At 69.6% G+C, this 25,077-nt stretch carries 26 protein-coding genes and 1 riboswitch; of the genes, 13 read left to right on the top strand and 13 right to left on the bottom strand.

The window, feature by feature from the left end; translation table 11 throughout:
• The gene (locus ACAG25_RS12310; RefSeq protein ID WP_370488720.1) at positions 1 to 807 is read left to right on the top strand and encodes a type III pantothenate kinase; all 807 of its coding nucleotides are present in this window, start codon (positions 1 to 3) and stop codon (positions 805 to 807) included.
• 4 nt (positions 808 to 811) lie between these two features.
• Here the strand turns inward: ACAG25_RS12310 and ACAG25_RS12305 are convergent, their stop codons facing one another.
• Positions 812 to 2,056 carry an alanine racemase gene (locus ACAG25_RS12305; protein ID WP_370488719.1) on the bottom strand — a complete coding sequence of 415 codons (1,245 nt, stop codon included), beginning with the start codon at positions 2,054 to 2,056 and terminating at the stop codon, positions 812 to 814.
• Positions 2,057 to 2,079: 23 nt separating this feature from the next.
• Here ACAG25_RS12305 and lysS point away from each other — a divergent pair, with 23 nt between their 5' ends.
• From lysS to clpC1, 3 genes are all read left to right on the top strand, one after another.
• Positions 2,080 to 3,597, top strand: a complete 1,518-nt coding sequence (lysS, locus tag ACAG25_RS12300; RefSeq protein ID WP_370488718.1) for a lysine--tRNA ligase — start codon at positions 2,080 to 2,082, stop codon at positions 3,595 to 3,597.
• Between the two features lie 93 nt (positions 3,598 to 3,690).
• Positions 3,691 to 4,032: a histone-like nucleoid-structuring protein Lsr2 gene (lsr2, locus tag ACAG25_RS12295; RefSeq protein ID WP_370488717.1), complete on the top strand. Its 342-nt coding sequence runs from the start codon at positions 3,691 to 3,693 to the stop codon at positions 4,030 to 4,032.
• 248 nt (positions 4,033 to 4,280) lie between these two features.
• The gene (gene clpC1 / locus ACAG25_RS12290; protein ID WP_370488716.1) at positions 4,281 to 6,824 is read left to right on the top strand and encodes an ATP-dependent protease ATP-binding subunit ClpC; all 2,544 of its coding nucleotides are present in this window, start codon (positions 4,281 to 4,283) and stop codon (positions 6,822 to 6,824) included.
• 3 nt (positions 6,825 to 6,827) lie between these two features.
• Here the strand turns inward: clpC1 and ACAG25_RS12285 are convergent, their stop codons facing one another.
• The 6 genes from ACAG25_RS12285 to mhuD form a co-directional block, all read right to left on the bottom strand.
• Positions 6,828 to 7,622: an energy-coupling factor ABC transporter ATP-binding protein gene (locus ACAG25_RS12285; protein ID WP_370488715.1), complete on the bottom strand. Its 795-nt coding sequence runs from the start codon at positions 7,620 to 7,622 to the stop codon at positions 6,828 to 6,830.
• Positions 7,615 to 8,361: a CbiQ family ECF transporter T component gene (locus ACAG25_RS12280; protein ID WP_370488714.1), complete on the bottom strand. Its 747-nt coding sequence runs from the start codon at positions 8,359 to 8,361 to the stop codon at positions 7,615 to 7,617. The genes ACAG25_RS12285 and ACAG25_RS12280 overlap by 8 nt, the downstream gene beginning before the upstream one ends.
• Positions 8,358 to 8,705 (bottom strand): energy-coupling factor ABC transporter substrate-binding protein, encoded by a 348-nt coding sequence (locus tag ACAG25_RS12275; protein ID WP_370488713.1) that lies wholly within the window; start codon positions 8,703 to 8,705, stop codon positions 8,358 to 8,360. Before ACAG25_RS12275 ends, ACAG25_RS12280 begins: the two co-directional genes overlap by 4 nt.
• Positions 8,702 to 9,415, bottom strand: a complete 714-nt coding sequence (locus ACAG25_RS12270) for an energy-coupling factor ABC transporter permease (RefSeq protein ID WP_370488712.1) — start codon at positions 9,413 to 9,415, stop codon at positions 8,702 to 8,704. Before ACAG25_RS12270 ends, ACAG25_RS12275 begins: the two co-directional genes overlap by 4 nt.
• Positions 9,416 to 9,453: 38 nt before the next feature.
• Positions 9,454 to 9,656, bottom strand: a riboswitch (cobalamin riboswitch).
• Positions 9,657 to 9,670: 14 nt separating this feature from the next.
• Positions 9,671 to 11,029 (bottom strand): serine hydrolase, encoded by a 1,359-nt coding sequence (locus ACAG25_RS12265; RefSeq protein WP_370488711.1) that lies wholly within the window; start codon positions 11,027 to 11,029, stop codon positions 9,671 to 9,673.
• Positions 11,004 to 11,321, bottom strand: coding sequence for a mycobilin-forming heme oxygenase MhuD (gene mhuD / locus ACAG25_RS12260; protein ID WP_370488710.1), 318 nt, complete (start codon positions 11,319 to 11,321; stop codon positions 11,004 to 11,006). Before mhuD ends, ACAG25_RS12265 begins: the two co-directional genes overlap by 26 nt.
• Positions 11,322 to 11,372: 51 nt before the next feature.
• On the opposite strand from mhuD, the gene ACAG25_RS12255 reads away from it, so the two are divergent.
• The gene (locus ACAG25_RS12255) at positions 11,373 to 12,128 is read left to right on the top strand and encodes an alpha/beta fold hydrolase (RefSeq protein ID WP_370488709.1); all 756 of its coding nucleotides are present in this window, start codon (positions 11,373 to 11,375) and stop codon (positions 12,126 to 12,128) included.
• A 40-nt stretch (positions 12,129 to 12,168) separates the two neighbouring features.
• Entirely contained in the window at positions 12,169 to 13,149 is a 981-nt protein-coding gene (locus ACAG25_RS12250) for a GlxA family transcriptional regulator (RefSeq protein WP_370488708.1), read from the top strand.
• Here the strand turns inward: ACAG25_RS12250 and ACAG25_RS12245 are convergent.
• A complete protein-coding gene (locus tag ACAG25_RS12245; RefSeq protein ID WP_370488707.1) occupies positions 13,092 to 14,048 on the bottom strand; it encodes an A/G-specific adenine glycosylase in 957 nt (318 codons plus the stop codon). The genes ACAG25_RS12250 and ACAG25_RS12245 overlap by 58 nt on opposite strands.
• Here ACAG25_RS12245 and ACAG25_RS12240 point away from each other — a divergent pair.
• Both ACAG25_RS12240 and ACAG25_RS12235 read left to right on the top strand, forming a co-directional pair.
• A complete protein-coding gene (locus tag ACAG25_RS12240) occupies positions 14,047 to 14,667 on the top strand; it encodes a carbonic anhydrase (protein WP_370488706.1) in 621 nt (206 codons plus the stop codon). The two genes, ACAG25_RS12245 and ACAG25_RS12240, sit on opposite strands and share 2 nt — an antisense overlap.
• A gap of 64 nt (positions 14,668 to 14,731) precedes the next feature.
• Positions 14,732 to 15,505: a hypothetical protein gene (locus ACAG25_RS12235; RefSeq protein WP_370488705.1), complete on the top strand. Its 774-nt coding sequence runs from the start codon at positions 14,732 to 14,734 to the stop codon at positions 15,503 to 15,505.
• Here the strand turns inward: ACAG25_RS12235 and disA are convergent.
• Genes disA through ACAG25_RS12220 form a run of 3 tightly spaced genes read right to left on the bottom strand, consistent with a single transcriptional unit; the run spans position 15,502 to position 18,663 of the window.
• Complete coding sequence (disA, locus tag ACAG25_RS12230) at positions 15,502 to 16,623, bottom strand: DNA integrity scanning diadenylate cyclase DisA (RefSeq protein WP_370488704.1); 1,122 nt, start codon at positions 16,621 to 16,623, stop codon at positions 15,502 to 15,504. The genes ACAG25_RS12235 and disA overlap by 4 nt on opposite strands.
• 10 nt (positions 16,624 to 16,633) lie before the next feature.
• On the bottom strand, positions 16,634 to 18,022 hold the full coding sequence (gene radA / locus ACAG25_RS12225; RefSeq protein WP_370488703.1) for a DNA repair protein RadA: 1,389 nt from the start codon (positions 18,020 to 18,022) through the stop codon (positions 16,634 to 16,636).
• A gap of 53 nt (positions 18,023 to 18,075) precedes the next feature.
• Complete coding sequence (locus ACAG25_RS12220) at positions 18,076 to 18,663, bottom strand: hypothetical protein (protein WP_370488702.1); 588 nt, start codon at positions 18,661 to 18,663, stop codon at positions 18,076 to 18,078.
• Between the two features lie 252 nt (positions 18,664 to 18,915).
• Here ACAG25_RS12220 and carD point away from each other — a divergent pair, with 252 nt between their 5' ends.
• The 5 genes from carD to ACAG25_RS12195 are packed head-to-tail and all read left to right on the top strand — an operon-like array spanning position 18,916 to position 22,915.
• Entirely contained in the window at positions 18,916 to 19,404 is a 489-nt protein-coding gene (gene carD, locus ACAG25_RS12215) for an RNA polymerase-binding transcription factor CarD (RefSeq protein WP_011892341.1), read from the top strand.
• A complete protein-coding gene (gene ispF / locus ACAG25_RS12210) occupies positions 19,401 to 19,877 on the top strand; it encodes a 2-C-methyl-D-erythritol 2,4-cyclodiphosphate synthase (protein ID WP_370488757.1) in 477 nt (158 codons plus the stop codon). Before carD ends, ispF begins: the two co-directional genes overlap by 4 nt.
• 47 nt (positions 19,878 to 19,924) lie before the next feature.
• Complete coding sequence (gene cysS, locus ACAG25_RS12205) at positions 19,925 to 21,328, top strand: cysteine--tRNA ligase (RefSeq protein WP_370488756.1); 1,404 nt, start codon at positions 19,925 to 19,927, stop codon at positions 21,326 to 21,328.
• On the top strand, positions 21,328 to 22,269 hold the full coding sequence (gene rlmB / locus ACAG25_RS12200) for a 23S rRNA (guanosine(2251)-2'-O)-methyltransferase RlmB (protein ID WP_370488701.1): 942 nt from the start codon (positions 21,328 to 21,330) through the stop codon (positions 22,267 to 22,269). Before cysS ends, rlmB begins: the two co-directional genes overlap by 1 nt.
• 4 nt (positions 22,270 to 22,273) lie before the next feature.
• On the top strand, positions 22,274 to 22,915 hold the full coding sequence (locus ACAG25_RS12195) for a (2Fe-2S)-binding protein (protein WP_370488700.1): 642 nt from the start codon (positions 22,274 to 22,276) through the stop codon (positions 22,913 to 22,915).
• Here the strand turns inward: ACAG25_RS12195 and ACAG25_RS12190 are convergent.
• Together ACAG25_RS12190 and ACAG25_RS12185 are read right to left on the bottom strand one after the other, a co-directional pair.
• Positions 22,912 to 24,165, bottom strand: coding sequence for an SLC13 family permease (locus tag ACAG25_RS12190; RefSeq protein ID WP_370488755.1), 1,254 nt, complete (start codon positions 24,163 to 24,165; stop codon positions 22,912 to 22,914). The two genes, ACAG25_RS12195 and ACAG25_RS12190, sit on opposite strands and share 4 nt — an antisense overlap.
• Complete coding sequence (locus ACAG25_RS12185) at positions 24,156 to 25,070, bottom strand: MBL fold metallo-hydrolase (protein WP_370488699.1); 915 nt, start codon at positions 25,068 to 25,070, stop codon at positions 24,156 to 24,158. Before ACAG25_RS12185 ends, ACAG25_RS12190 begins: the two co-directional genes overlap by 10 nt.
• Between the last annotated feature and the right edge of the window lie 7 nt (positions 25,071 to 25,077).

Genomic DNA, 25,077 nt, shown 5'->3' with positions numbered 1-25,077 from the left:
GTGCTGCTCGCGATAGACGTTCGCAACACCCACACCGTGGTCGGGCTGGTCTCCGGGATCGGCCAGCACGCGAAAGTGCTGCACCACTGGCGGATCCGCACCGAACCGGAGGTCACCGCCGACGAACTGGCGCTGACCATCGACGGGCTCATCGGTGACGACTCCGAGCGGCTCACCGGTGCGTGCGGCCTGTCCACGGTGCCCTCGGTGCTACACGAGGTGCGGGTCATGCTCGAGCAGTACTGGCCGGCCGTCCCGCACGTGCTGATCGAACCCGGCGTGCGCACCGGCATCCCGCTGCTGGTCGACAACCCGAAGGAAGTCGGCGCCGACCGGATCGTGAACTGCCTTGCCGCCTACCAGAAGTTCGGCGGGGCAGCCATCGTCGTCGACTTCGGCTCGTCGATCTGCGTGGACGTGGTCTCGGCCAAGGGAGAGTTCCTCGGTGGTGCCATCGCACCCGGCGTCCAGGTCTCCTCGGACGCGGCCGCGGCCCGCTCGGCCGCGTTGCGGCGCGTCGAACTGACCCGTCCGCGCTCGGTGATCGGCAAGAACACCGTGGAGTGCATGCAGGCCGGCGCGGTGTTCGGTTTCGCCGGTCTGGTCGACGGCCTCGTCAGCCGGGTGCGCGACGACGTCGATGGTTTCGGCGGGGACAACGTCGCGGTGGTCGCGACCGGGCACAGCGCCCCGCTGGTCCTGCCGGACCTGCGCACCGTCGAGCACTACGACCGTCATCTGACGCTCGACGGTCTGCGGCTGGTGTTCGAACGCAATCAGCGTGCCAAGAACAAGGTTTCGCGCTGAGGGGCTAGAAGAACGTCCGGATGAGGTCGACCACCCGTCCGTCGGAATCGACCTCGCAGAGCACCCGCCACTTGTCGAACACGGTGCACGGATGCGAGATCCCGAACCGCAACCACCGGCCCACCGTCACCTGTTCTGCCGGACCCGTCTGCAGGTAGGCGTGCTGGTCGTTGAGCTTGACCACCGAGCTGCCCGGCAGGTCCAGCGCGACGGGCAGATCCTGGTCGAACGCCACATCGCGGCGGCCCATCGTCAGGATCGCCCGACCCGGCTCCGGACAGGACACCACCTGCGCGTGCACCGACAACGCGGGCCGCAGCAGATCGGGCAGCGGCGAGGTCCGCGCGTACAGGCCGTGATCGTGGGTCAGGTAGCAGCCGCTGCGCAGGACGGTGCGCACCGACAGCGCGCCGGGCCAGTCGGTGAGCATGTCGGCGACCGCGTCGAAATACGTGCTGCCGCCCGCGGAGACCACCACCCGCCCGGTCTCGAACAGCGGCGCCAACCGCAGCACTGCCGCCCGCACCTGCGCCAGATGATCACGCACCACCGCCAGCGCGTCGCCGCCGCGGCCGTGGCCGAGCGCGGCCTCATAGCCCGCGACACCGACCAGGCGCAGCCGCGGCGATGCGGCCGCTGCGCGCGCGACGGCGTCGATGTCGCCGTCGCTTCGGCAGCCGGTCCGTCCACCGGGCAGACCGACCTCGACGCACACGTCCACGGGTCGCCGGGCGCCGGCCAACCCCGCGGTCATCAGCTCCACCCCGGCCACCGAGTCCACCCAGCACAGCACCTGCAGAGCCGGGTCGGCGTCCATCGCGGCGCCCAGCCAGCGCAACCCGGCCGCGTCCACCAGCTCGTTGGCCAGGATCAGCCGGCGCACCCCGAACGCGTGGTAGGTCGCGGCCTGACCGATGGTGGCCACGGTGACCGCGCATGCCCCGGCCGCGAGCTGTCGGGCCGCCAGTTGGGGCGCCATGTGGGTCTTGCCGTGCGGAGCCAGCTCGACGCCGCGGTCGGTGCACCAGCGCGCCATCACCGCGAGGTTGTGGGCCAGTGCGTCGGCATCGAGAATGCACACCGGGCCGAACACGCCCTCCTCGAACAGGCGCGGGTCGGCGGCGAGCACCTCGGCGGGACTGCGGCCCCACCAGTACGGCGGCACACCCTTGGTGCCCGGCTCCAGCGGTTGCCGGGCCAGCGCGCGCAGTGGCGCCGGGTCGATCAGCGCGTTGCCGGTGTCGGTCACCTGTTCATTTAAGCTGGCACGTCGTGACCTCCTCTGATTCTGACTCCGACCCGCGTGAGGACCTCCCGGAACAGTTCCGTATCCGGCAGGCCAAACGTGAGCGCCTGCTCGCCGAGGGACGCGACCCGTATCCGGTCGAGGTGGACCGCACCCACACACTGGCCGAGCTGCGCGCGGCCTACCCGGACCTCGCGGCGGACACCAAGACCGGGCAGCAGGTCGGGGTCGCCGGACGGGTGATCTTCGCGCGCAACTCCGGCAAGCTGTGCTTCGCCACCCTGCAAGAAGGTGACGGCACCCAGATGCAGGCGATGATCAGCCTCGACCAAGTCGGTCAGGAAGCCCTGGACGCGTGGAAGGCCGACGTCGACCTCGGCGACATCGTGTTCGTGGCCGGCGAGGTGATCAGCTCACGCCGCGGCGAACTGTCGGTGCTCGCCGACTCGTGGCAGATGGCGTCGAAGTCGCTGCGGCCGCTGCCGGTGGCCCACAAGGAGATGAGCGAGGAATCCCGCGTCCGGCAGCGCTACGTCGACCTGATCGTGCGCCCGGAGGCCCGCACCGTCGCCCGCCAGCGCATCGCCGTGATGCGGGCCCTGCGCTCGGCGCTGGAGCGGCGCGGTTTCCTCGAGGTCGAGACCCCGATGCTGCAGACACTGGCCGGCGGCGCGGCGGCGCGGCCGTTCGTGACGCACTCCAACGCTCTGGACTCCGACCTGTATCTGCGCATCGCGCCCGAACTGTTCCTCAAGCGCTGCGTGGTCGGCGGATTCGACCGGGTATTCGAGTTGAATCGGGTGTTCCGAAACGAAGGTGCGGATTCCACGCATTCCCCGGAATTCGCGATGCTCGAGACTTATCAGGCCTACGGCACCTACGACGATTCCGCGATCACCACCCGCGAAATTATTCAGGAAGTCGCAGACGAGGCCATCGGTACGCGACAGGTCACTTTGCCCGACGGCTCGATCTATGATCTCGACGGCGAATGGGACTCCATTCAAATGTATCCGTCTTTGTCCGAAGCGCTCGGCGAAGAGATCACCCCGCAGACCACCGCCGAACATCTCTGGCAGATCGCCGACCGGCTCGGTGTCGAGATTCCGCGCGACCGCGGCTACGGTCACGGAAAATTGGTCGAGGAACTGTGGGAGTTCACCGTCGGCGACAAACTGTGGGCGCCCACGTTCGTCCGCGATTTCCCCGTCGAGACCACCCCGCTGACCCGGTCGCACCGCAGCATCGACGGTGTCACGGAGAAATGGGACCTCTACGTGCGGCACATCGAATTGGCCACGGGCTATTCGGAGTTGATCGACCCCGTCATCCAGCGGGAACGCTTCGAGGCGCAGGCCCGGGCCGCCGCTGCCGGTGACGACGAGGCGATGGCGCTGGACGAGGATTTCCTGGCCGCTCTCGAACACGGCATGCCGCCGACCACGGGCACCGGAATGGGTGTCGACAGGTTGTTGATGGCGCTGACCGGACTGTCGATTAGGGACACGGTTTTGTTCCCTATTGTTCGCCGACACGGCAACTGAACCGCAGATTCTCGCGTTGTTTGAAATGGGTCCCGCCTTTATGGCACATTGGTGCGGGGTGTGGGACCGATAGCGAAGAAGGGCTGTGGGGCAATGGCGAAAAAAGTCACCGTCACTCTGGTTGATGATTTCGACGGTGAAGGCGCCGCCGACGAGACAGTCGAATTCGGCCTCGACGGCGTGACTTATGAGATCGATCTCTCCGCCAAGAATGCCGCGAAGCTCCGCAACGATTTGAAGCAATGGGTCGAGGCCGGCCGTCGCGTCGGTGGTCGCCGGCGCGGGCGTGCGGTGGGCACCGGCCGGGGCCGCGCGGCCATCGACCGGGAACAGAGCGCCGCGATCCGCGAATGGGCGCGCCGCAACGGCCACAACGTGTCCACCCGTGGCCGCATCCCGGCCGACGTGATCGACGCATTCCACGCCGCCACGTAAGCGGTCACCTGACCTCGCTTCCGGTTCGCTATCGGCGAATGCCATCCGCCCGCGCGCGGGAAACGAATCCCTGACGTCCTGCGTTGTCCTGACAGCACCGTTGCGGGATCGGATTACAGAACTCTGTCGTCCCTTCAACGGACCGGCAGGCGGGACGCTCAGCGCTGCCGCCCACTACAGTGGACGGCAGGTGCGAAGTGCTCCGCGAAGCGCTGCACTACCTATGCGATGGAAGCAGGTAACCACGGATGTTCGAACGATTCACCGACCGAGCACGTCGGGTTGTCGTCCTGGCTCAAGAAGAAGCCCGGATGCTCAACCACAACTACATCGGCACCGAGCACATCCTGCTGGGCCTCATCCATGAAGGTGAGGGCGTAGCCGCCAAGTCACTCGAGTCGCTGGGCATCTCGTTGGAGGGTGTGCGCAGCCAGGTCGAGGAGATCATCGGCCAGGGCCAGCAGGCGCCGTCCGGGCACATCCCCTTCACGCCGCGAGCCAAGAAGGTCCTCGAGCTGAGCCTGCGCGAGGCGCTGCAGCTCGGCCACAACTACATCGGCACCGAGCACATCCTGCTCGGACTCATCCGCGAGGGTGAGGGTGTGGCGGCCCAGGTGCTCGTCAAGCTCGGCGCCGAGCTCACCCGGGTGCGCCAGCAGGTCATCCAGCTGCTGAGCGGCTACCAGGGCAAGGAGACCGCCGAGGCCGGCACCGGCGGCCGCGGCGGCGAGGCGGGCAACCCGTCCACCTCGCTGGTGCTCGACCAGTTCGGCCGCAACCTGACCGCCGCGGCGATGGAGGGCAAGCTCGACCCGGTCATCGGCCGCGAGAAGGAAATCGAGCGGGTCATGCAGGTGCTGAGCCGCCGCACCAAGAACAACCCGGTGCTCATCGGCGAGCCCGGCGTCGGCAAGACCGCCGTCGTCGAGGGCCTGGCGCAGGCCATCGTCGCCGGCGAGGTGCCCGAGACGCTGAAGGACAAGCAGCTCTACACGCTGGACCTGGGTTCACTGGTCGCGGGCAGCCGCTACCGCGGTGACTTCGAGGAACGCCTGAAGAAGGTGCTCAAGGAGATCAACACCCGCGGCGACATCATCCTGTTCATCGACGAGCTGCACACCCTCGTCGGTGCCGGTGCCGCCGAGGGCGCGATCGACGCCGCGAGCATCCTCAAGCCGAAGCTGGCCCGTGGTGAGCTGCAGACCATCGGCGCCACCACCCTCGACGAGTACCGCAAGTACATCGAGAAGGACGCCGCGCTGGAGCGCCGGTTCCAGCCCGTCCAGGTGGGCGAGCCGACGGTCGAGCACACGATCGAGATCCTCAAGGGTCTGCGCGACCGCTACGAGGCACACCACCGCGTGTCGATCACCGACAGCGCGTTGGTGGCCGCCGCGACGCTGGCCGACCGCTACATCAACGACCGGTTCCTGCCGGACAAGGCGATCGACCTGATCGACGAGGCCGGCGCCCGGATGCGGATCCGCCGGATGACCGCGCCGCCGGACCTTCGTGAGTTCGACGAGAAGATCGCCGACGCGCGCCGGGAGAAGGAGTCCGCGATCGATGCGCAGGACTTCGAGAAGGCCGCGCGGTTGCGTGACCAGGAGAAGCAGCTGGTCGCTCAGCGCGCCGAGCGGGAGAAGCAGTGGCGCTCCGGTGATCTCGACGTGGTCGCCGAGGTCGACGACGAGCAGATCGCCGAGGTGCTGGGCAACTGGACCGGCATCCCGGTGTTCAAGCTGACCGAGGAGGAGACCACCCGGCTGCTGCGCATGGAGGAGGAGCTGCACAAGCGGATCATCGGCCAGGAGGACGCCGTCAAGGCCGTCTCGAAGGCGATCCGCCGTACCCGTGCGGGTCTGAAGGATCCGAAGCGCCCGTCCGGTTCGTTCATCTTCGCCGGCCCGTCCGGTGTGGGTAAGACCGAGCTGTCCAAGGCGCTGGCCAACTTCCTGTTCGGCGAGGACGACGCGCTCATCCAGATCGACATGGGCGAGTTCCACGACCGTTTCACCGCGTCGCGGCTGTTCGGTGCCCCTCCGGGGTACGTCGGTTACGAAGAGGGCGGGCAGCTCACCGAGAAGGTGCGCCGCAAGCCGTTCAGCGTGGTGCTGTTCGACGAGATCGAGAAGGCCCACCAGGAGATCTACAACAGCCTCCTGCAGGTGCTCGAGGACGGCCGTCTGACCGACGGTCAGGGCCGCACGGTCGACTTCAAGAACACGGTGCTGATCTTCACCTCGAACCTCGGTACGAGCGACATCAGCAAGGCGGTTGGTCTGGGCTTCACCCAGGGCGGCGGCGAGAACAACTACGAGCGGATGAAGCAGAAGGTTCACGACGAACTGAAGAAGCACTTCCGTCCGGAGTTCCTCAACCGTATCGACGACATCATCGTGTTCCACCAGCTGACGCAGGACGAGATCATCAAGATGGTCGACCTGATGATCGGCCGAGTCGCCAACCAGCTCAAGGCCAAGGACATGGCCATCGAGCTGACCGACAAGGCCAAGGCACTGCTGGCCAAGCGCGGCTTCGATCCGGTGCTCGGGGCGCGGCCGCTGCGCCGCACCATCCAGCGCGAGATCGAGGACCAGCTGTCGGAGAAGATCCTCTTCGAGGAGATCGGACCCGGTCAGCTCGTCACGGTCGACGTCGAAGGCTGGGACGGCGAGAGCGCGGGCGAGGACGCCAAGTTCACGTTCTCGAGCAGCCGCAAGCAGGCGGCGGCCGCCGAGCCGGATCTGGCGCAGGCCGGAGCGGCCGGCGCGCCCAGCGCGGCGGAGTAGACGTCAGACGTCCCCGGGGCGCAGCACGAGCCGGTTGAGCCGGCGCGACACCGCTGCGCCCCAGGGCGTCACCAGGCGTGCCTCGGCGAGCAGCGCGTCGTCGGTCAACACCTCGTGGGTCTTGCCGCGGCGCAGCATCGCGTCGTGCAGCACCAACGACTCCTGCGACCAGGCCCAGGCGACGTCGACGTCGTGGGTGGCCAAGACCACGGCCGTCCCGGTGTCGGACAGCGTGGTCAGCGTCTGCAACAGATCGTCCACAGCGCGCGGATCCAGACCGGCGGTGGCCTCGTCGAGCAGCAGCACGCCGGGTCGCATCGCCACCGCTCCGGCAATCGCCACCCGTTTGCGCTGCCCGAACGACAGATGGGTGGGCGTGTGGTCGGCGAGGTCGGCCACTCCCAGTGCGGTCATCGCGGTGTCGACGCGCTCGAGCACCTCGGCTCTGTCCAGGCCCATGTTCATCGGCCCGAACGACACGTCGGCGCGCACGGTGGCACCGACGATCTGGTCGTCGGGTTCCTGCAGCACCATCTGCATCCGGCTGCGTAGACGCGTGCGCGCGGCCCGCGACCCGTCGACCGCGGTGCCGTCCAGCATCACCGAACCGGTCGTCGGCCTGAGCAGACCCACCAGGATGCGCAGCAGGGTGGTCTTGCCCGATCCGTTGGCGCCCAGCAGCGCGATCCGCTGACCGGGCCGCAGCGCCAGGTCGACCCCGTCGAGGATCCGCGGGCCCCGCGGGTACCCGAAACCGACGTCGCGCAACTCCAGTGCGCCGGACCGGTCGTCACCCACCGGTCCACATCCTCGAGCTCAGGACCGCGGTCGCGGCGAGACCGCCGAGCATTGCCGCGATCACGGCGAGACGCACCCGACGCACCGGGTGGTCCGCGGTGAGCACCGCGGTCATCCCCGGTTCGGCGCGCAGTGACATCGCCTCGGACATCGCGCGGGCGCGGTCGGTGCCGCGGACGAAGATCAGCGCGAACTGGGCGCCGATGACCGCGATCGCATCGCGCGGCCGGCGCAGCCCCAGACGCAGCGCCACCGCGTCGCGCGCCATCCGGGCGGAGCGCAGCAGGATTCCCACCTGCCGGTAGGTCAGGTCGATGACATGACACAGCGCCGCCGGGACCCCGGCGCGGCGCGCCAGATCCAGCAGATCGGCCATCAACGTCGTCATCGCCAGACCGATGGTGGCCGCCGACGCGGCGATCGCACGCAGCGCTGTGTCGATCGCGAGATCGACACCGCCGGGCTCCAGGTGCGGTCCGCCGCGCAGGCTGACCGCGATCGGCACGGAGCCCAGCGCGATGAACACCATGGGCCCGGCCAGCGCGAGTGTGAAGGTGCGGACCGGAACCCGCGCCAGCGCGAGCGTGGCCACCGCGACCGCGACGAGGATCAACGGTGCCCCGGTCCGCGGCGGCAGCAGCATCGCGCACAGCAGCAGCCCGCCGTAGAGGAACAACTTCTCGGCAGCCGGGTGCCCCGACCAGCGGTTGCGGGCCGCGCTGAGATCGAGCGGGTTCACCCCCCGCTCTGCGCCTCGCTGCGGCCACGGCGACGACCGGCGTACCAGCCGATCGCGCTGCCCAGGACGATGCCGCCGACCCCGGCCTGCAACGCGAACAACCCGGACTCGACCTCGCCGGGCAGCTCTCCGACCAGCGGGGAGAACCAGGGTTCGTAGTCCTCCTGGATGACCGTGATCACCTCTTCGGCCTGCCCGTCGGCGCCGCCGAACTCGGCTTCGGCGTCGCGGGAGTAGCCGTAGAACAGTGAGCCGACCGCGACGGCGGCTGCGAGGAACAGCAGCACGGCGGTCAGGACCAGGATCGACCCGCTGCGCGCGGACCTGTCGGTGCGGGCGCTCATTTGCCGACCTCCGTGCGGTCGGTCGGTTCGGCGCCGGCCGGAACCTCGGCGCCCTTCAGAAAGCCGAGGTTCAGCAGTTCAGAGGACGCCACCTGCATCAACACACGCACCACCACCACGGTGATCAGCCCCTCGACGATCGCGAGCGGCACCTGGGTCAACGCGAAGACGCCGAGGAACTCCACCAGGCTCTCCCCGACACCGCCCTCGGCGGCCGGGAACGCCAGTGCCAGCTGGATGCTGGTGACGAGGTAGGTGACCAGGTCGGCGACGAATGCCAGCGCGAACACCGCGGGCAGCACACCCACCCCGGCGCGGCGCAGCGCGAAGAACACCGCGAACCCGGCCCACGGCCCTGCGATCGCCATCGAGAACGCGTTCGCGCCGAGCGTGGTGATGCCGCCGTGGGCCAGCAGCAGAGCCTGGAAGAGCAGGACGATCGTGCCGAGGAACGCCATCACCGGGGGCCGGAAGATCGCGGTGCCCAGGCCGGTGCCGGTCGGGTGCGAACTCGATCCGGTCACCGACGGCAGCTTGATCGCCGACATGACGAACGAGAACGCGCCGACCGCCGCGAGCAGCGGACCCGAGGACGGATGGCGTTTGACGGTGACGACGACCTGCCTGGCTCCGTAGACGACGAACGGTGCCGCCGCCACGGTCCAGGCCAGCGCGTGCGCCGGCGGAAGAAAGCCTTCTGCGATGTGCATTGTTACTGCTGCGCCTTTCTGCCCAGCACCTCGTGGGCATCGTGTGTCGGTGCCGCGGCCGGTCTCCTGGCTCACGGATCCACCGGCACACCCGAGGTGGGCCGAAACGCCGGTACCCGCCTTCCCACCCACGCGAGACGCGCGGGCAGTGGCATGGAGGGCACCGACTTCCCGTTCACAGTGGCGAGGGCCGCCCCGGATTCACACCGGGTTCCCGTACACCGCAGCAGGTGGAGCGTACCCCCGGGTCGGGGGTCAGGGGGCGACGAGACCGAACATCTGCTCGGCCATCGACAACAGCCACGCCGCCGCGGTCTGGCTGCGGTACTTCGGCCAGTTCGATTGCATGCTGAGCACCCAGGGCTGCCCGGTGCGGTCCACGGCGTACCAGCTGAAGGTCAGGTCGCCCGGCAGATTGCCGGCCTTGGCACCGATGTAGGGCCAGGTCTGGCGGTCCAGGTCGATGCCGGGGATCGCGGAGAGGATGTCGCGGACCGGAGCGGCCTCGCCGACCGCGGATTCCTGCAGGGCGGCGTGTAACCGGCAGATGTCGGCGGCGCTGCCGTACCACTCGGCGCCGATGGCCGACGCCGGCTCGTGTGCGCGTTCGGGGTCGGGTTCGTACGGCCGCGACTTGACCTGCTGCAGCAACTGGGCGCGTTTCTGCGGAGACGCCTCTTTCCACTGTTCGCGCACGTCCGGGCGTCCCCAGCCGACGGAGAACAGCTCGTGCATCGTCGGGAACGGCGTCATGCTGGCCGGGTCGTGGTGCCCCGCGGTGACCAGGGCGCGCTCGACCGCGCCGGGTCCGAGGCGCTCGATCAGCAGGTCGGTGGCCATGTTGTCGCTGGCCGAGATCATCTGCTGGGCGGCGTCGCGTACCGAGACCGTCGCGCCCGGGGGCAGCTTGTCGAAGCCGGAGGAACCCACGGCCTTGGCCTGTGCGGTGATCGTCAGGGTGTCGTCCCACCGCACGGTCCCGCTCTCGACGGCCTCGGCGACCGCGAGCAGCACGTAGAGCTTGAAGATCGATGCCAGCGGCAGCGACAACTCGGTGTTGGTGCCGGCGACCTTCTCGCAGCGCCCGTCGACGACCTTGGCCACCTGGTAGGAGTAGCGCGCTCCGGAAGAGGTGAGCGCGGCGTCGACGTCGGAGAACTGCCGGATCTCCGGCTCGACCAGCGTCACCGCGAATCGGTCGACCATCGACGCGTCGTCGGTGCGGAGCTCGATGACCTGGCCGACCCCGTAGGACGTGGTGACGTGCAGGGTGGCGTTTCCGGCGCCGACGTCGACGTCGGTGACGGTGAACGGGCGGTCCCACCACATGCGGTCCAGCGTGACCCCGACGTGCTCGACGAGCTCCGGGGCGGCCAGCGTCCGGATGCCGTTCTCGCCGATGGGCCAGTCGCTGTTGAGCATGTCCATCGTCTGCTTGGCGCGCAGTCCCTGCGGGGTGTTGATCGCGATGGGGACGCCGTAGGCCGCTTCGGCCGGCGCGGGACGGGTGGCGGCGCAACCGCCGACGAGGGCCGCGACGAGCGACAGCGCGACCGTCACCACGGCCGCGCGGCGCCGCGCCCCTGCGTCAGGACGCGGTGTCGGTCCTGGCAACGTCGAGCACGACCTCGAACTCCAGGAGGGAGGCACCGGTGGCCACGGGGTTCTTGCGCTCGCCGGCGTGGGCTTCGACGGCGGGCCCGTTGGCCCAGGCCTGGAAGGCCTCGTCGGACTCCCACTGCGTCACCACGAAGTAGCGGTTCTCACCCTTGACGGGCCGCAGCAACTGGAAGCCCAGAAAGCCCGGCTGGTTGTCGACGGCATGGGCTCGGTTGGCGAAGCGCTTCTCCAGTTCGGGGCCGGCGTTGGGCGGGACCTCGATTGCATTGATCTTGACCACAGCCATGTCGTTCAGGCTACCGCGTGCCGCGGACGCGATCGTCGGCATGATGACCCTATGGATCTGCTGACCGCGCGCGGCGGTGCGGGCCGGCCGCTGGTGCTGGTGCACGGGCTGATGGGGCGCGGCTCCACCTGGTCGCGCCAGCTGCCGTGGCTGACCCGACTGGGACGGGTGTTCACCTACGACGCCCCGTGGCATCGCGGCCGGGAGGTCCACGACCCGTACCCCATCAGCACCGAACGTTTCGTCGAGGACCTGCGCGACGCCGTGGCGCCGCTGGGGGAGCCGGCGGTCATGGTCGGTCACTCGATGGGGGCGCTGCACTCGTGGTGTCTGGCCGCGGCGCATCCGGAGCTGGTCGCCGCGCTGGTCGTCGAGGACATGGCGCCGGACTTCCGTGGCCGCACCACCGGGCCGTGGGAACCCTGGCTGCACGCGCTGCCGGTCGAGTTCGCTTCAGCCGATGAGGTTTTCGCCGAGTTCGGCCCGGTCGCCGGCCAGTACTTCCTGGAGGCGTTCGACCGCACTCCGACGGGCTGGCGGCTGCACGGGGAACCGGACAGGTGGATCGAGATCGCCGCACAGTGGGGCGAGCGCGACTACTGGACGCAGTGGCAGGCGGTGCGCGCGCCGGCGTTGCTGCTGGAAGCGGCCAACACCGTCGCACCGCCGGACCAGATGCGGGCGATGGCCGAGCAGTCTGCCGGCCGGGCCACCTACCTGCGGATCGCCAACGCCGGACACCTGATCCACGACGACGCGCCGGACCGATATCGGGAGGCGGTCGAGGCCTTCCTCGCGACCGCGTAAATCGATTGGCCGCACCGGGCATCCCGAATAAAATTCGGCCATGACACTGCGATCGGTCTCGGCCCTGGTGCTCGACGACGTTGCGATGTTCGAGTTCGGGGTCATCTGCGAGGTGTTCGGCATCGACCGGTCCGCCGACGACGTCCCGAACTTCGACTTCAAGGTGTGTGGCCCGCAGGCCGGTGTCCCGGTGCGCACGAGTGTCGGCGCGACGCTGACCCCCGAATGCGGACTCGACGGTCTTGCCGGAGTGGATCTGGTCGCGATACCGGCGATCGGTTCCGCCGAATACCTGCCCGCCGCGCTCGAGGCGGTCCGCCAGGCGGCGGCGTCGGGTTCGATCATCCTGACGGTGTGCTCCGGGGCGTTCGTGGCCGGCGCCGCGGGGTTGCTCGACGGCCGGCCCTGCACCACGCACTGGATGCACGCCGAGGAGCTGCAGCGGCGCTACCCGACCGCGGTGGTGGACCGCAACGTGCTGTTCGTCGACGACGGCAACCTGATCACCAGCGCCGGCACGGCCGCAGGCATCGACGCGTGCCTGCATCTGGTGCGCCGCGAACTGGGCAGCGCGGTCACCAACAAGATCGCCCGCCGCATGGTGGTGCCGCCGCAGCGCGACGGCGGTCAGCGCCAGTACATCGACCAACCCATCCCGGTGCGCGGTTCGGATCGCTTCGCCCCGCACCTGGACTGGATCCTGGCCAACCTCGACAAGCCGCACACGGTGAACACGCTGGCCCGCCGCGCCCACATGTCGGGGCGGACCTTCGCGCGCCGCTTCGTCGAGGAGACCGGCCGCACACCGATGCAGTGGGTCACCGATCAGCGCGTGCTGTTCGCGCGCCGTCTGCTCGAGGAGACGACGCTGGACATCGACCGCATCGCCGACCAGAGCGGATTCGGCAGCGCCACGCTGCTGCGCCACCACTTCCGGCGCATCGTCGGCGTCACGCCGTCGGACTATCGCAGGCGCTTCACCGCGGTCACCGCCGAAGCCGAGTGCGCCGAATCGGCGTGAGCCTCGCCCTCCCCGCACAGGGCGAACAGTCCGGCCGGGGTCTGTTCCACGAGGCCGTCGACCAGTAGCGAGTCCAACGCGCGGTCCCGCTGCGCGGTGTCGACGGTCCAGGCCACGTCCAACTGGGCGCGGGTGACCGGGGAGGTGCTGGCGCGCAGCACGTCGAGCAGTCGCCCCCGGGCCTGCCGGTCGGTGCCCGCGTACCGCTGCACGCGTTTGGCAGGTCCGGTCGACGCCGGGAAACCCGCTGCGCGCCAAGAGCATTCACTCAGCGGGCACACGCCGCAGCGAGGCGAACGTGCGGTGCACACCGTCGCGCCCAACTCCATCAGCGCCACCGAGAACACCGGTGCCGTCGCGTCGTCGGGCAGCAGCGCCTCGACGTCGTCGAGGTCGCGCACCGAGGCCGCCGCCGCGTCGGCCCGCCCGTGCACCACGCGGGCCACGACCCGCCGCACGTTGGTGTCGACCACCGGAACCCGTTGCCGGTAGGCGAAGCACGCCACCGCGCGTGCGGTGTAGGTCCCGATGCCCGGCAATGCCAGCAGGGTGTCGACGTCGGCGGGGACCACGTCGGCGTGCTCGGTGGCGATCACCGTGGCGCACTCATGCAGCCGCTTGGCCCGCCGCGGGTAGCCGAGCTTCCCCCAGGCCCGCAGCACCTCGGCCGGACCGGCGGACGCGGTCGCCGACGGGGTGGGCCAGCGCGCCACCCAGTCCCGCCAGATCGGCTCGACGCGGGCCACCGGCGTCTGCTGCAGCATGAACTCGCTGACCAGGATCTGCCACGCCGACACCCCCGGCTGCCGCCACGGCAGGTCCCGTTGTTCGCGGTCGTACCAGGCAAGCAGCTCAATGGGATCGATCATCGGCGTTTCCTGGTGCACAATGACGGCCATGCCGAACACCAGCCCATTGACCGCCTGGAAAGCACTCAAAGAGGGTAACGAGCGCTTCGTCGCGGGCAAGGCCATGCACCCCAGCCAGAGCGTCGAGCACCGGGCCAGCCTGGCCGCCTCGCAGAAGCCGACGGCGGTCGTATTCGGCTGCGGCGACAGCCGCGTGGCCGCAGAACTGCTCTTCGACCAGGGCCTCGGCGACATGTTCGTGGTGCGCACGGCCGGCCACGTGATCGACTCCGCGGTGCTGGGCTCGATCGAGTACGCCGTGGCGATCCTCGAGGTGCCACTGATCGTGGTGCTCGGCCACGACAGCTGCGGCGCGGTCAAGGCCGCGCTGGCGGCGCTGGACGAGGGCGAGGTGCCCGGCGGCTATGTGCGTGACGTCGTCGAGCGGGTCATGCCCTCGATCCTGCTGGGCCGCCGCGACGGTCTCGCCCGCGTCGACGAGTTCGAGGCGCGCCACGTCATCGAGACCGGCCAGCAGCTGCTGAACCGGTCGACCACGATCGACGACGCGGTCAAGGCCGGCACCCTGGCCATCGCCGGGGTCACCTACCACCTGTCCGACGGGCAGATCGCACTGCGCGATCACATCGGCGACATCGGCGAGAGCTGACCTCGGCGGCGACACGCCGACACGCCTCGACCGACACGGGATGACCTGGGCTTACCGTGGTTACGTGCTGGATCTAGAACCGCAGGGCCCGCTGCCCACCCAGATCTACTGGCGACGCCGGGCGCTGGCGCTCGGCATCGCGGTGCTGGTCATCGCGATCATCGCCGCCGTGATCGCGGTCGTGGTGTCCAACAGCACCAGCGACGAGCAACCCACCGCCAACGAGTCGTCCGCCGAGACGGTCGCCGACGCGCCACCGCCTCTGCCCGGTCAGGACCCCGAGGTCAAGTCGCCGATCCAGCCGCCGGCCCAGGACGCCCCGCCGCCCACCCCGACTCCGACCGCCGCCGTCGTCCCCCCGCCGATCCTGCGGGAGGGTGACGACTGCCCGGATTCGACGCTGGCGGTCAAGGGCATCACCAACGAACCGCAGTACGTCGTCGGCGACCAGCCCAAGTTCACGATGGTCGTCACCAACATCGGTCTGGTCGCCTGCCAGCGCGACGTCGGCGCCGCGGTGCTCGCCGCCTACGTGTACTCGCTGGACAACCAGCGCCTGTGGAGCAACCTGGACTGCGCACCGTCCAACGAGACACTGATCAAGACGTTCCAGCCCGGCGAACAGGTCACCACCGAGGTGACGTGGACGGGCATGGGTTCGGCGCCCAACTGCCCGCTGCCGCGGCAACCGATCGGTCCGGGCACCTACAACCTCGTCGTCCAGCTGGGCAATCTGAGATCGGCCACGGTGCCGTTCATCCTCGCCCCGACCGCACAGGTGCCGCCGCCGCCCGCCGAGGGCGTGCCGCACCTGCCGGCGCCGCCGCCGGCGGGTTAAGCCAGCCGATCGGCGATCGTCGACTCGGCCAGCTGCGACAGGCCCTCCCGGATGTGGCGCGCCCACATCGAGCCGATGCCGTCGACGGACTGCAGGTCCGACGCGCTGGCCGCCAGCAGACCCTGCAGTGAGCCGAAGTTGCGCACCAGCAGGTCGACGTGGGCGAACTGCAGCCGCGGGATGCCGGCCATGGCGCGGTAGCCGCGCGAGCTCATCGCCGAATCCTGCGCCTCCGCCGTCGACGGATACCCGAAAACCCTTGCCAGCGCGGTGAAGTCGAGCAGCTCGTTGTCCGACAGCGTGTCGAGCTCCTCCAGGGTGGTGGAGACCTGCGCGGCGGTCGGCGGGTCCGGGTTGGCGTGGTAGTCCCGCACGATCAGTTCGCGGGCGGTGTCGTTGTCGCCCACCAGTTCGTCGAGTTGCAGCTTGAGCTGACGGCCGTCGGTGCCCAGCTCCACCACGTGGGCGTCGATCTCGAGGCTGATCCGGCGCACCATCTCCAGGCGCTGCACCACGGTCATCACGTCGCGCAGCGTCACGAAGTCCTCGATCTCGGCCGTGGAGAGCTGCCGGCTGACCTCGTCGAGGCGCATCTTGTAGCGCTCCAGTGTGGCGATGGTCTGGTTGGCGCGCGACAGGATGGTTGCGGAGTCCGGCACCACGTGGCGCTCACCGGCGACGTAGACGGTCACGATGCTCATCGAGTGGCTCACCGAGATCACCGGATAGCCGGTCTGGATCGCGGTGCGCTCTGCCGAGCGGTGCCGGGTACCGGACTCCTCGGTGGGTATCGACGGGTCGGGCACCAGTTGCACGTTGGCCCGCAGGATCCGGCTGCCGTCGCTGCTGAGCACGACCGCGCCGTCCATCTTGGACAGCTCCCGCAACCGGGTGGGGGCGTAGCGCACGTCGAGTTCGAATCCGCCGTCGCAGATGGCCTCGACGCTGTCGTCGTAGCCGATCACGATCAGCGCGCCCGTACGGCCCCGCAGGATGCGTTCCAGCCCGTCGCGCAGCGCGGTGCCCGGGGCCAGCCGGGCGATGGTCTCGCGCAGGGTGGGCCGGGTCATCGGCACGACCGTGCGCGCGTTGCGACTGGTCGACGACTTCACGGCCATGTTCACCCCCTCAGGTCGCGCCATTGTCGCCGATCCGGCGCAGTACCTGCAATGCCGAGACGATGTCGTCGGCGCAGATCACGCGCAGGCCGGCCGGTGCGTCGACCACCCCGGCCGGCACGATCGCGGTGGTGAAGCCCAGCCGCGCGGCCTCGGCCAGCCGACGGTCCATGCCAGTGACGCGGCGCAGGTCCCCGGCCAGGCCGACCTCGCCGATCGCGATCGCGGTGGCCGGCAGCGGCAGGTCGATGTAGGCCGAGGCGATCGACAACGCCACCGCGAGGTCCGACGACGAGTCGGTCAGCCGCATCCCGCCGACCGTGGACAGGTAGATGTCGTTGCTGCCCACCGGCAACCGGGCGCGCTTCTCGAGCACCGCGGTGATCATCGCCGCGCGCGAGGAGTCGATACCGCTGACCGCGCGGCGCGGGGTGCCGGTCGCGGGCGCCCCGATCAGGGCCTGCACCTCGCCGATCATCGGGCGCTTACCGTCGAGGGTGACGGTCACCGCGGTACCCGACACCGCTTTGGGACGCTGGTCCAGGAACAGTCCCGACGGATCCGACACACACTCGATACCGTTGTCGTGCAACAGGAAACAGCCCACTTCGTCGGCGGCGCCGAATCGGTTCTTGACGCCGCGCACCATCCGCAGCGCCGACGCGCGGTCACCCTCGAAGTGCAGCACCACGTCGACGAGATGTTCCAGCGAGCGCGGCCCGGCGATCGCACCGTCCTTGGTGACGTGGCCGACCAGCAGCATCGCCACGCCGGTGGTCTTGGCGGTCATCGTCAGCGCCGTGGTGACCGCCCGAACCTGGGTGACCCCTCCGGTGACGCCGTCGGCCTCGGTGGTCGACAGCGTCTGCACCGAGTCGACCACCACCAGCGACGGCCGCACGGCGTCGATGTGGCCGAGTGCGGTCTGCAGGTCAGCCTCCGCGGCCAGGAACACCTCGTCGTGAGTGCAGCCGGTGCGTTCGGCGCGCAACCGGATCTGGCCCGCGGACTCCTCACCCGAGAGGTACAGCGCACGCCGGCCCGACGACGCCCAGCGATGGGCGACCTCGAGCAGCAAAGTCGACTTGCCGACGCCGGGGTCGCCGGCCAGCAGCGTCACCGAACCCGGCACCACGCCGCCGCCGAGCACCCGGTCGAGCTCGCTGATGCCGGTGGGGAAGTGGCGTGTGCGGCCCGGGTCGATGGAGCTGATCGGCACCGCAGGCGAGGTCGGTGCGACCGCGCGGCGAGTCGCCGAGCCCCCGACCGCGATCAGCGCGACTTCGTCGACCGTGCCCCAGGTGCCGCATTCGGAGCACCGGCCCACCCACTTGGGCGTGACGTGGTGACACTCGGAACAGCGATATTGGGAACGAACTTTCGAATTGGCCCTGACCACCTGCTGACCGTAACCGCCGGCACCGACAGAACGCCGAAGGCGCGGGCCTTTGCTCAGTGACCGCCGGAGTGGCTGCCGCCGCCGGAGTCACCCAGGGAGTCCCGGCGCGGGGCCTCACCGGCCGAGACCGGCACCGACAGCTTGGCCTCGCCCGCACGCTCGAACTCGAAGACGAAGTCGTAGGTCAGCCCGTTGGCGATGGGCTTGCTGAGCGAGACGGTCGCGTCGGCGCTGTCGGCGGGTTCCACCGCCTCCAGCGGGGTGGGCTGACCGTCGGGGGTGCCGACCACCAGGCTGCCGCCGATCGGGATGTCCCGGCTGCCGGTCAGCTGCACGCGGCCGACGTCGGAGGTGACCGACACCAGCTTGTCGGGGGTGTCGGCGGACTGGTTGGTCACGACGAAGACGAGATCCACGTCGCGGCCGGGCTGGATCTGCGCGCCGCTCTGGGTGGCGAAGATGTGCACGTTGCGCAGGGCCAGATCGCCCAGGTTGCCGTTGACTCCGTTGATCGCCGGTTCCTGGGTCGCGGTCTGCGAGACCTGTCCGGCGCTGCAGCCGGTCAGCGCGGCCGTCAGCGCCACACCCGACGCCGCCAACGCAGCGATGGACCGGCCGGCGAAACGGGTGCGGCGTGTCATCTGGATCACTGTCGAAAGGCCTCCTGCTCGGCCGGCTAGGCGACTCTCGTGCCGGTTGCTGTGGTTCGACTATGCAGAGTAGTAGGTGACGATCCGGCGCGGTAGCGCAGGGCCGAAGCAGTGCCCGCATTGCACGATTAACGCGGTGTGTCAACCCCCATTGTCGGCCCACTGTGCCCCTGACCTGCATCGTTGATCCGCGCCCGGTTCCCGCGCATGTTAAGATCGTGGGGTGAAAGGGGCTCGAAACTGATGATTTTCAAGGTCGGAGACACCGTCGTCTATCCACACCACGGTGCTGCGTTGATCGAGGCGATCGAAACCCGGACCATTAAAGGCGAGCAGAAGGAATACCTCGTCCTCAAGGTTGCGCAGGGCGATCTCACCGTTCGGGTGCCTGCTGACAATGCCGAATACGTCGGCGTCCGTGACGTGGTCGGACAGGAGGGCCTCGACAAGGTCTTCCAGGTGCTGCGGGCACCCCACACCGAGGAGCCGACCAACTGGTCGCGCCGCTACAAGGCCAATCTCGAGAAGCTGGCTTCCGGTGATGTGAACAAGGTGGCCGAGGTCGTTCGCGACCTGTGGCGCCGGGATCAAGAGCGCGGTCTGTCCGCCGGCGAGAAGCGGATGCTCGCCAAGGCCCGGCAGATCCTCGTCGGAGAACTCGCGCTGGCCGAGAACACCGACGACGCCAAGGCCTCCACCATTCTCGACGAAGTTCTGGCTGCCGCGTCCTGACCGTGCTTCCCCGCATCGGGCTGGGCACGGATGTCCACCCGATCCAGGACGGTCGGCCGTGTTGGCTGCTCTGTTTGTTGTTCGACGGCGCGAACGGTTGCGCCGGTCATTCCGACGGAGACGTCGCCGCGCACGCCCTCTGTGACGCCCTGCTGTCCGCAGCCGGGCTGGGCGACATCGGCGGCGTCTTCGGTACGGATCAACCGCAGTGGCGTGGCGTGAGCGGAGCCGACATGCTCCGCCACGTCCACGGCCTGCTCACCACCAATGGCTATCGGGTCGGCAACGCCGCGGTGCAGGTGATCGGCAATCGACCCAAGATCGGTCCCCGCCGTGCCGAGGCGGAGCAACTGCTCTCGGGGCTGCTCGATGCACCGGTGTCGGTGTCGGCGACCACGACCGACGGCCTGGGCCTGACCGGGCGCGGCGAAGGTCTGGCCGCGATCGCCACGGCACTGGTCATCGCCGGGTAACTGTCCCGGTAAGCTGGCACGTCGTGACCGACGGCCCCGCCACTTCAATGCGGCTCTACGACACCATGGCGGGTGCCGTGCGCGACTTCGTCCCGCTACGTCCCGGACATGCCTCGATCTATCTGTGCGGCGCGACGGTGCAGGGGCTGCCCCACATCGGCCACGTGCGCAGCGGTGTCGCGTTCGACGTGCTGCGCCGTTGGCTCACCGCCAAGGGCCTCGACGTCGCGTTCATCCGCAACGTCACCGACATCGACGACAAGATCCTGATCAAGGCCGCCGACGCCGGCCGTCCGTGGTGGGAGTGGGCGGCCACCTACGAACGCGCCTTTACCGCGGCCTACGACGCGCTGGGCGTGCTGCCGCCGTCGGCTGAGCCGCGCGCCACCGGCCACATCACCCAGATGGTCGAGTTGATCGAGCGGTTGGTCGAACGCGGCCATGCGTACCCAGGTGAGGGCGCCGGCGCCGGCGACGTGTACTTCGACGTCCGCAGCCTGCCCGACTACGGCAAGTTGTCCGGTCACAAACTCGACGACGTTCACCAGGGCGAGGGCGTGGCCAAGGGCAAGCGCGACGAACGGGACTTCACCCTGTGGAAGGCCGCCAAGCCCGGTGAGCCGTCCTGGCCGACGCCGTGGGGCCGTGGCCGTCCGGGCTGGCACACCGAGTGCGTCGCCATGTGCGAGGCCTACCTGGGTGCACAGTTCGACATCCACGCCGGCGGCATGGACCTGGTCTTCCCCCATCACGAGAACGAGATCGCCCAGGCCGAGGCGGCCGGTGACGGGTTCGCGCGGTTCTGGCTGCACAACGGCTGGGTCACCATGGGCGGCGAGAAGATGAGCAAGTCGCTGGGCAATGTGCTCGCGATACCCGCTGTGCTGCAACGGGTCCGGGCCGCCGAACTCCGGTATTACCTGGGCAGTGCGCACTACCGGTCGATGCTGGAGTTCTCCGAGACCGCCCTGCAGGACGCGGCGAAGGCCTACAGCGGTCTCGAGGACTTCCTGCACCGGGTGCGCACCCGGGTGGGAGCGGTGACGCCCGGTCAGTGGACACCGAAGTTCGCCGCCGCGCTCGACGACGACCTTTCGGTGCCCATCGCCCTGGCCGAGGTGCACGCCGCACGCGCGGAGGGTAACCGTGCGCTCGATGCCGGCGACCACGACGCGGCGCTGCATCACGCGTCGTCGATCCGGGCGATGCTCGGCATCCTGGGTGCCGATCCGCTCGACGAGCGGTGGGAGTCTCGTGACGAGACCTCGGCGGCGCTGGCCGCACTCGACGTGTTGGTGGCTGCGGAGGTCGAGCGGCGCCAGCAGGCCCGCGCGCGGCGCGACTGGGCCGAGGCCGACGCGATCCGCGACCGTCTCAAAGAAGCAGGTATCGAGGTGACCGACACGGCCGACGGTCCGCAGTGGGCGCTGATCGACGGATCGGACGGATAGTGGCAGGCAATTCGAAGCGCCGCGGCGCGGTCCGCAAGGAAGGCACGAAGAAGGGGCCCACGGTCGGTTCGGGCGGCGTCCGGCGACGGGGCCTGGAAGGGCGCGGCGCCACGCCCCCGGCCCACATGCGTCCGCACCACCCGGCGGCCAAGCGCGCGGCCAAGGCGGCGCGCAAGCAGCAGGGGCGCCCGAAGAAGACCGACGAAACGGAGATCGTGCTCGGTCGCAATCCGGTCATCGAATGCCTGCGGGCAGGCGTACCGGCCACGGCGCTGTACGTGGCGTTGGGCACCGAGGCCGACGAGCGGCTGACCGAATCGGTGCAGATGGCCGCCGACAAGGGCATCTCGATCCTCGAGGTGCCGCGCCACGATCTGGACCGCATCGCCGCCAACGGCATGCACCAGGGCATCGCGCTGCAGGTACCGCCCTACGAGTACGCCCATCCCGACGACGTACTCGCCGACGTCCGCCGCGACGCGGAACCGGCGCTGCTGGTGGCGCTGGACAACATCTCCGATCCGCGCAACCTGGGTGCCATCGTGCGGTCCGTTGCCGCGTTCGGCGGCCACGGTGTGCTGATCCCGCAGCGCCGTTCGGCGTCGGTCACCGCGGTCGCGTGGCGCACCAGCGCCGGTGCCGCAGCACGTGTTCCGGTGGCGCGGGCGACGAACCTCAACCGCACGCTCAAGTCGTGGGCCGACGCCGGCCTGCAGATCGTCGGCCTCGACGCCGAGGGTGACACCACACTGGACGAACTCGACGGCACCGGACCGACGGTGGTGGTGGTCGGCTCCGAGGGCAAGGGTCTCTCGCGTCTGGTGCGCGAGAACTGCGACGCGGTGGTGTCCATCCCGATGGCAGGCCCGACCGAATCGCTCAACGCCTCGGTGGCCGCGGGCGTGGTGTTGGCCGAGATCGCCCGGCAGCGCCGTTCCTGACGCGGTGCGCATCGACGCCGAACTGGGCGACGTCGCGCGCCACGGCGGGTTCTTCGCGATCCGCACCGGGCCGCCCGCCCCCGGATTCCGGCCCACCGCAGACGGTTTCGACGACCTGGTCGAGTCGACCGCCCGGCGCACCGGCGCACCGGATCTGCGCACCGCCGCGTCGCTGGTGCAGATGAGCGTGGCCTCGCGGCTGTGGTCCCCGGCGATCGCGTGCGCGTCGGCCTTCGGTGTGGTGCCCGACTTCACCGGCCTGTACCGCGCCGACGATTCCGCGGAGTTGCTGATCTTCCGGCCCACCGGGGTGCGTGCGCACGGCGAGGAGGAGCTGGCCGCGCTGTTGTACCGCAACATCTTCGAGCGCCATCTGGATCCGCTGGCGGCGCGTCTGCGGGTCGAGGTCGCCCCCGGGCTGCTCGACGGCAACGCGGCCTCGGCGATGGTCGCCGCCACCCACGCCTGGTGCCGTGCCCGCCCGGACCTGCGGGCGCCGGCGATCCGGTTGGCCCGAAAGCTGTTGCAGACGGGTCGGTTGCACGGCACCGGAACCGTCCGGGGCGATCTGGTCTTCCGGCGACACAGCTGCTGTCTGTACTACCGCGTCAGCGGTGGCGCCAAGTGTGCGGACTGCGGGATCTAGAGTCCGAGCACGCGGGCGCTGAGCCAGAGCGCGCCGACCGCGGCGACCAGTACCACCGGGGTGGTGTAGAGCCCCACCCTGCTGAAATCGGTGAACCCGATCCCGGTCTGATCTGCGCTCTCGGCCCGGATGACCCTGCGCCACAACAAGTTGGCCAGCGAACCGACATAGGTCAGGTTCGGTCCGATGTTGACGCCGATCAGCACCGCCAGCACCGCGACCGGACCGGACGCCGTCACGAGCGGCAACATCACCAGCACGGCGGGCAGGTTGTTCACCGCGTTGGACAGCAGCGCCGCGACGGCGGCGATCGCCAACAGCGCGGGCAGGCTGTCTCCCGACGGGATCACCTGCGCCATGGCACCTTCCATGCCATTGCGCATGACCGCCTCGACCACCACGCCCAGGCACAGCACGAACGTCAGGAACGGCAGATCGAGTGCACCCACGATTCCGCGCAGCGTGCTGCGCCCGGCGGTCAGACTCCGCAGGCCGAGGACCACCGCGCCGGCCAACGCCGCCCACCCCGGCGACCATCCCGCCAGCGAGGTCACCGCGAATCCGACCAATGTCGACGCGACCACCGTGACGGCGAAGCGGGGCACCGGAACCGTCTCGTCGCCGGCCGCGCGTCGGGGCACGACAGCCAGGTCCTGCGCGAAATACCGGCGGAGCAACCAGAACTCGGCCGCGACGGCGATCAACCAGGGCAGCGTCATCGCGGCCGCGAACTGGAGGAACGTCACGCCCGCGGCGGTGAACGCCAGCAGGTTGGTCAGGTTGGACACCGGCAGCAGCAGCGAGGCGCTGTTCGCCAGGTGCGCGGTCGCGTACGCGTGCGGCCGCGCGGGCACGCCGAGCCTGCGTGCGGTGGCCAGCACGACCGGAGTCAACAGCACCACGGTGGCGTCCAGGCTCAGCACCGCGGTCACCAGGGCGGCGACGCCGAACACCGACACCAGGAGCCGCCGTTGGCTGCCGCCGGCGGTGCGGGCCATGAAATCGCCTGCGGCCCGGAACAATCCTTCGTCGGCGCACAGTCTGGCCAATACCAGGATCGCGCCCAGGAATCCGACGACCGGGGCCAGGCTGTGAACCTCGGCGACTGCGTCGTCCCACGACAGCGCGCCCCCGGCCACCACGGCCGCCGCGGCCGGGACCGCGACCACCGCTTCGGGCCAGCCGTGGGGCCGCGCGAGCGCGAACGCCAGCACGGCGAAAAGAGCTGCGAGCGAGAGGGTCAGCGCCATGGGTCGCTGCACTGCCACAGTGTCGGCAGGTGCAGCGCGACACCGTCGGTCTCGGCGAGACCGGTCAGCACCCGCATGGAGGCGTCGAGGTCGTCGACCGCGCGGGGCAGTGCGCGCAGGGGTTTGTCCAGCGGGCGGAAGAAGTCGTCCCAGTGGGTCAACACCACGCGGCGTGCGCCGACCGTGCGCACCGTCTCTTGCCAGTACGTCGTCAGATAGTCGTGCGGTTGGATGCCGAGCTGGCCGACGCCGAGATACACGACCTCGGCACGGTGCCCGGCCAACGCACCGGAGACGAACCCCGCGCTTCCCACGATCAACAGGCGATGCCCGCTGGGGCGGTGGTGCACCAGCGTCGACCACGCTTCACCGCACCGGTAGGCCGACACCCGCGCGGGCTGCCGCACGGGCGCGGTGATCGGACCCGGATAGCGGTCGGGCGGGCAGTGCGCACCTTCGACGAGTGTGAGCTCGAACTCGCCTGCTGTGACGGGCTGCCCGGGGGTCACCACCTCGACGTCGGTCAGCCCGTACCCACCGGCGATCTGCGCGGCCGAAACACCGCCGATCAGCCGCGCCCCGGTGCGCCGGGCCACTGCGGCGGAGTCCAGGGCGTGGTCGTAATGCGTGTGCACCGGCGTCACCGCGTCCAGGCGGTGCACCCCCAGCCGCGTCAACCCGGCGCCGATCCGTGCCGGCGATGACGTCAACGCACGGGTGGCCACTGTGAGAAGACTTGGGCGGGAGAAGAATCCGTCGGTCAGCACTGCGGAGTCGCCGGCATCGATCAACAGCGTCGTGACACCGGCCCACGTCACCGTCACCGCGGAGTCGTAGGTCGCGGTAGGCACGTCGAAACGGTGTGCGTAGGTGCGCAGGTCGGGCCGGCGCAGCGTCAGACGCATGGTCTCT

It is taken from the genome of Mycobacterium sp. pV006 (assembly GCF_041287115.1).
GTDB lineage: Bacteria > Actinomycetota > Actinomycetes > Mycobacteriales > Mycobacteriaceae > Mycobacterium.
The sequence above is the reverse complement of the archived record's forward strand: the minus strand, read 5'-3'. Positions and strand labels throughout refer to the sequence as shown.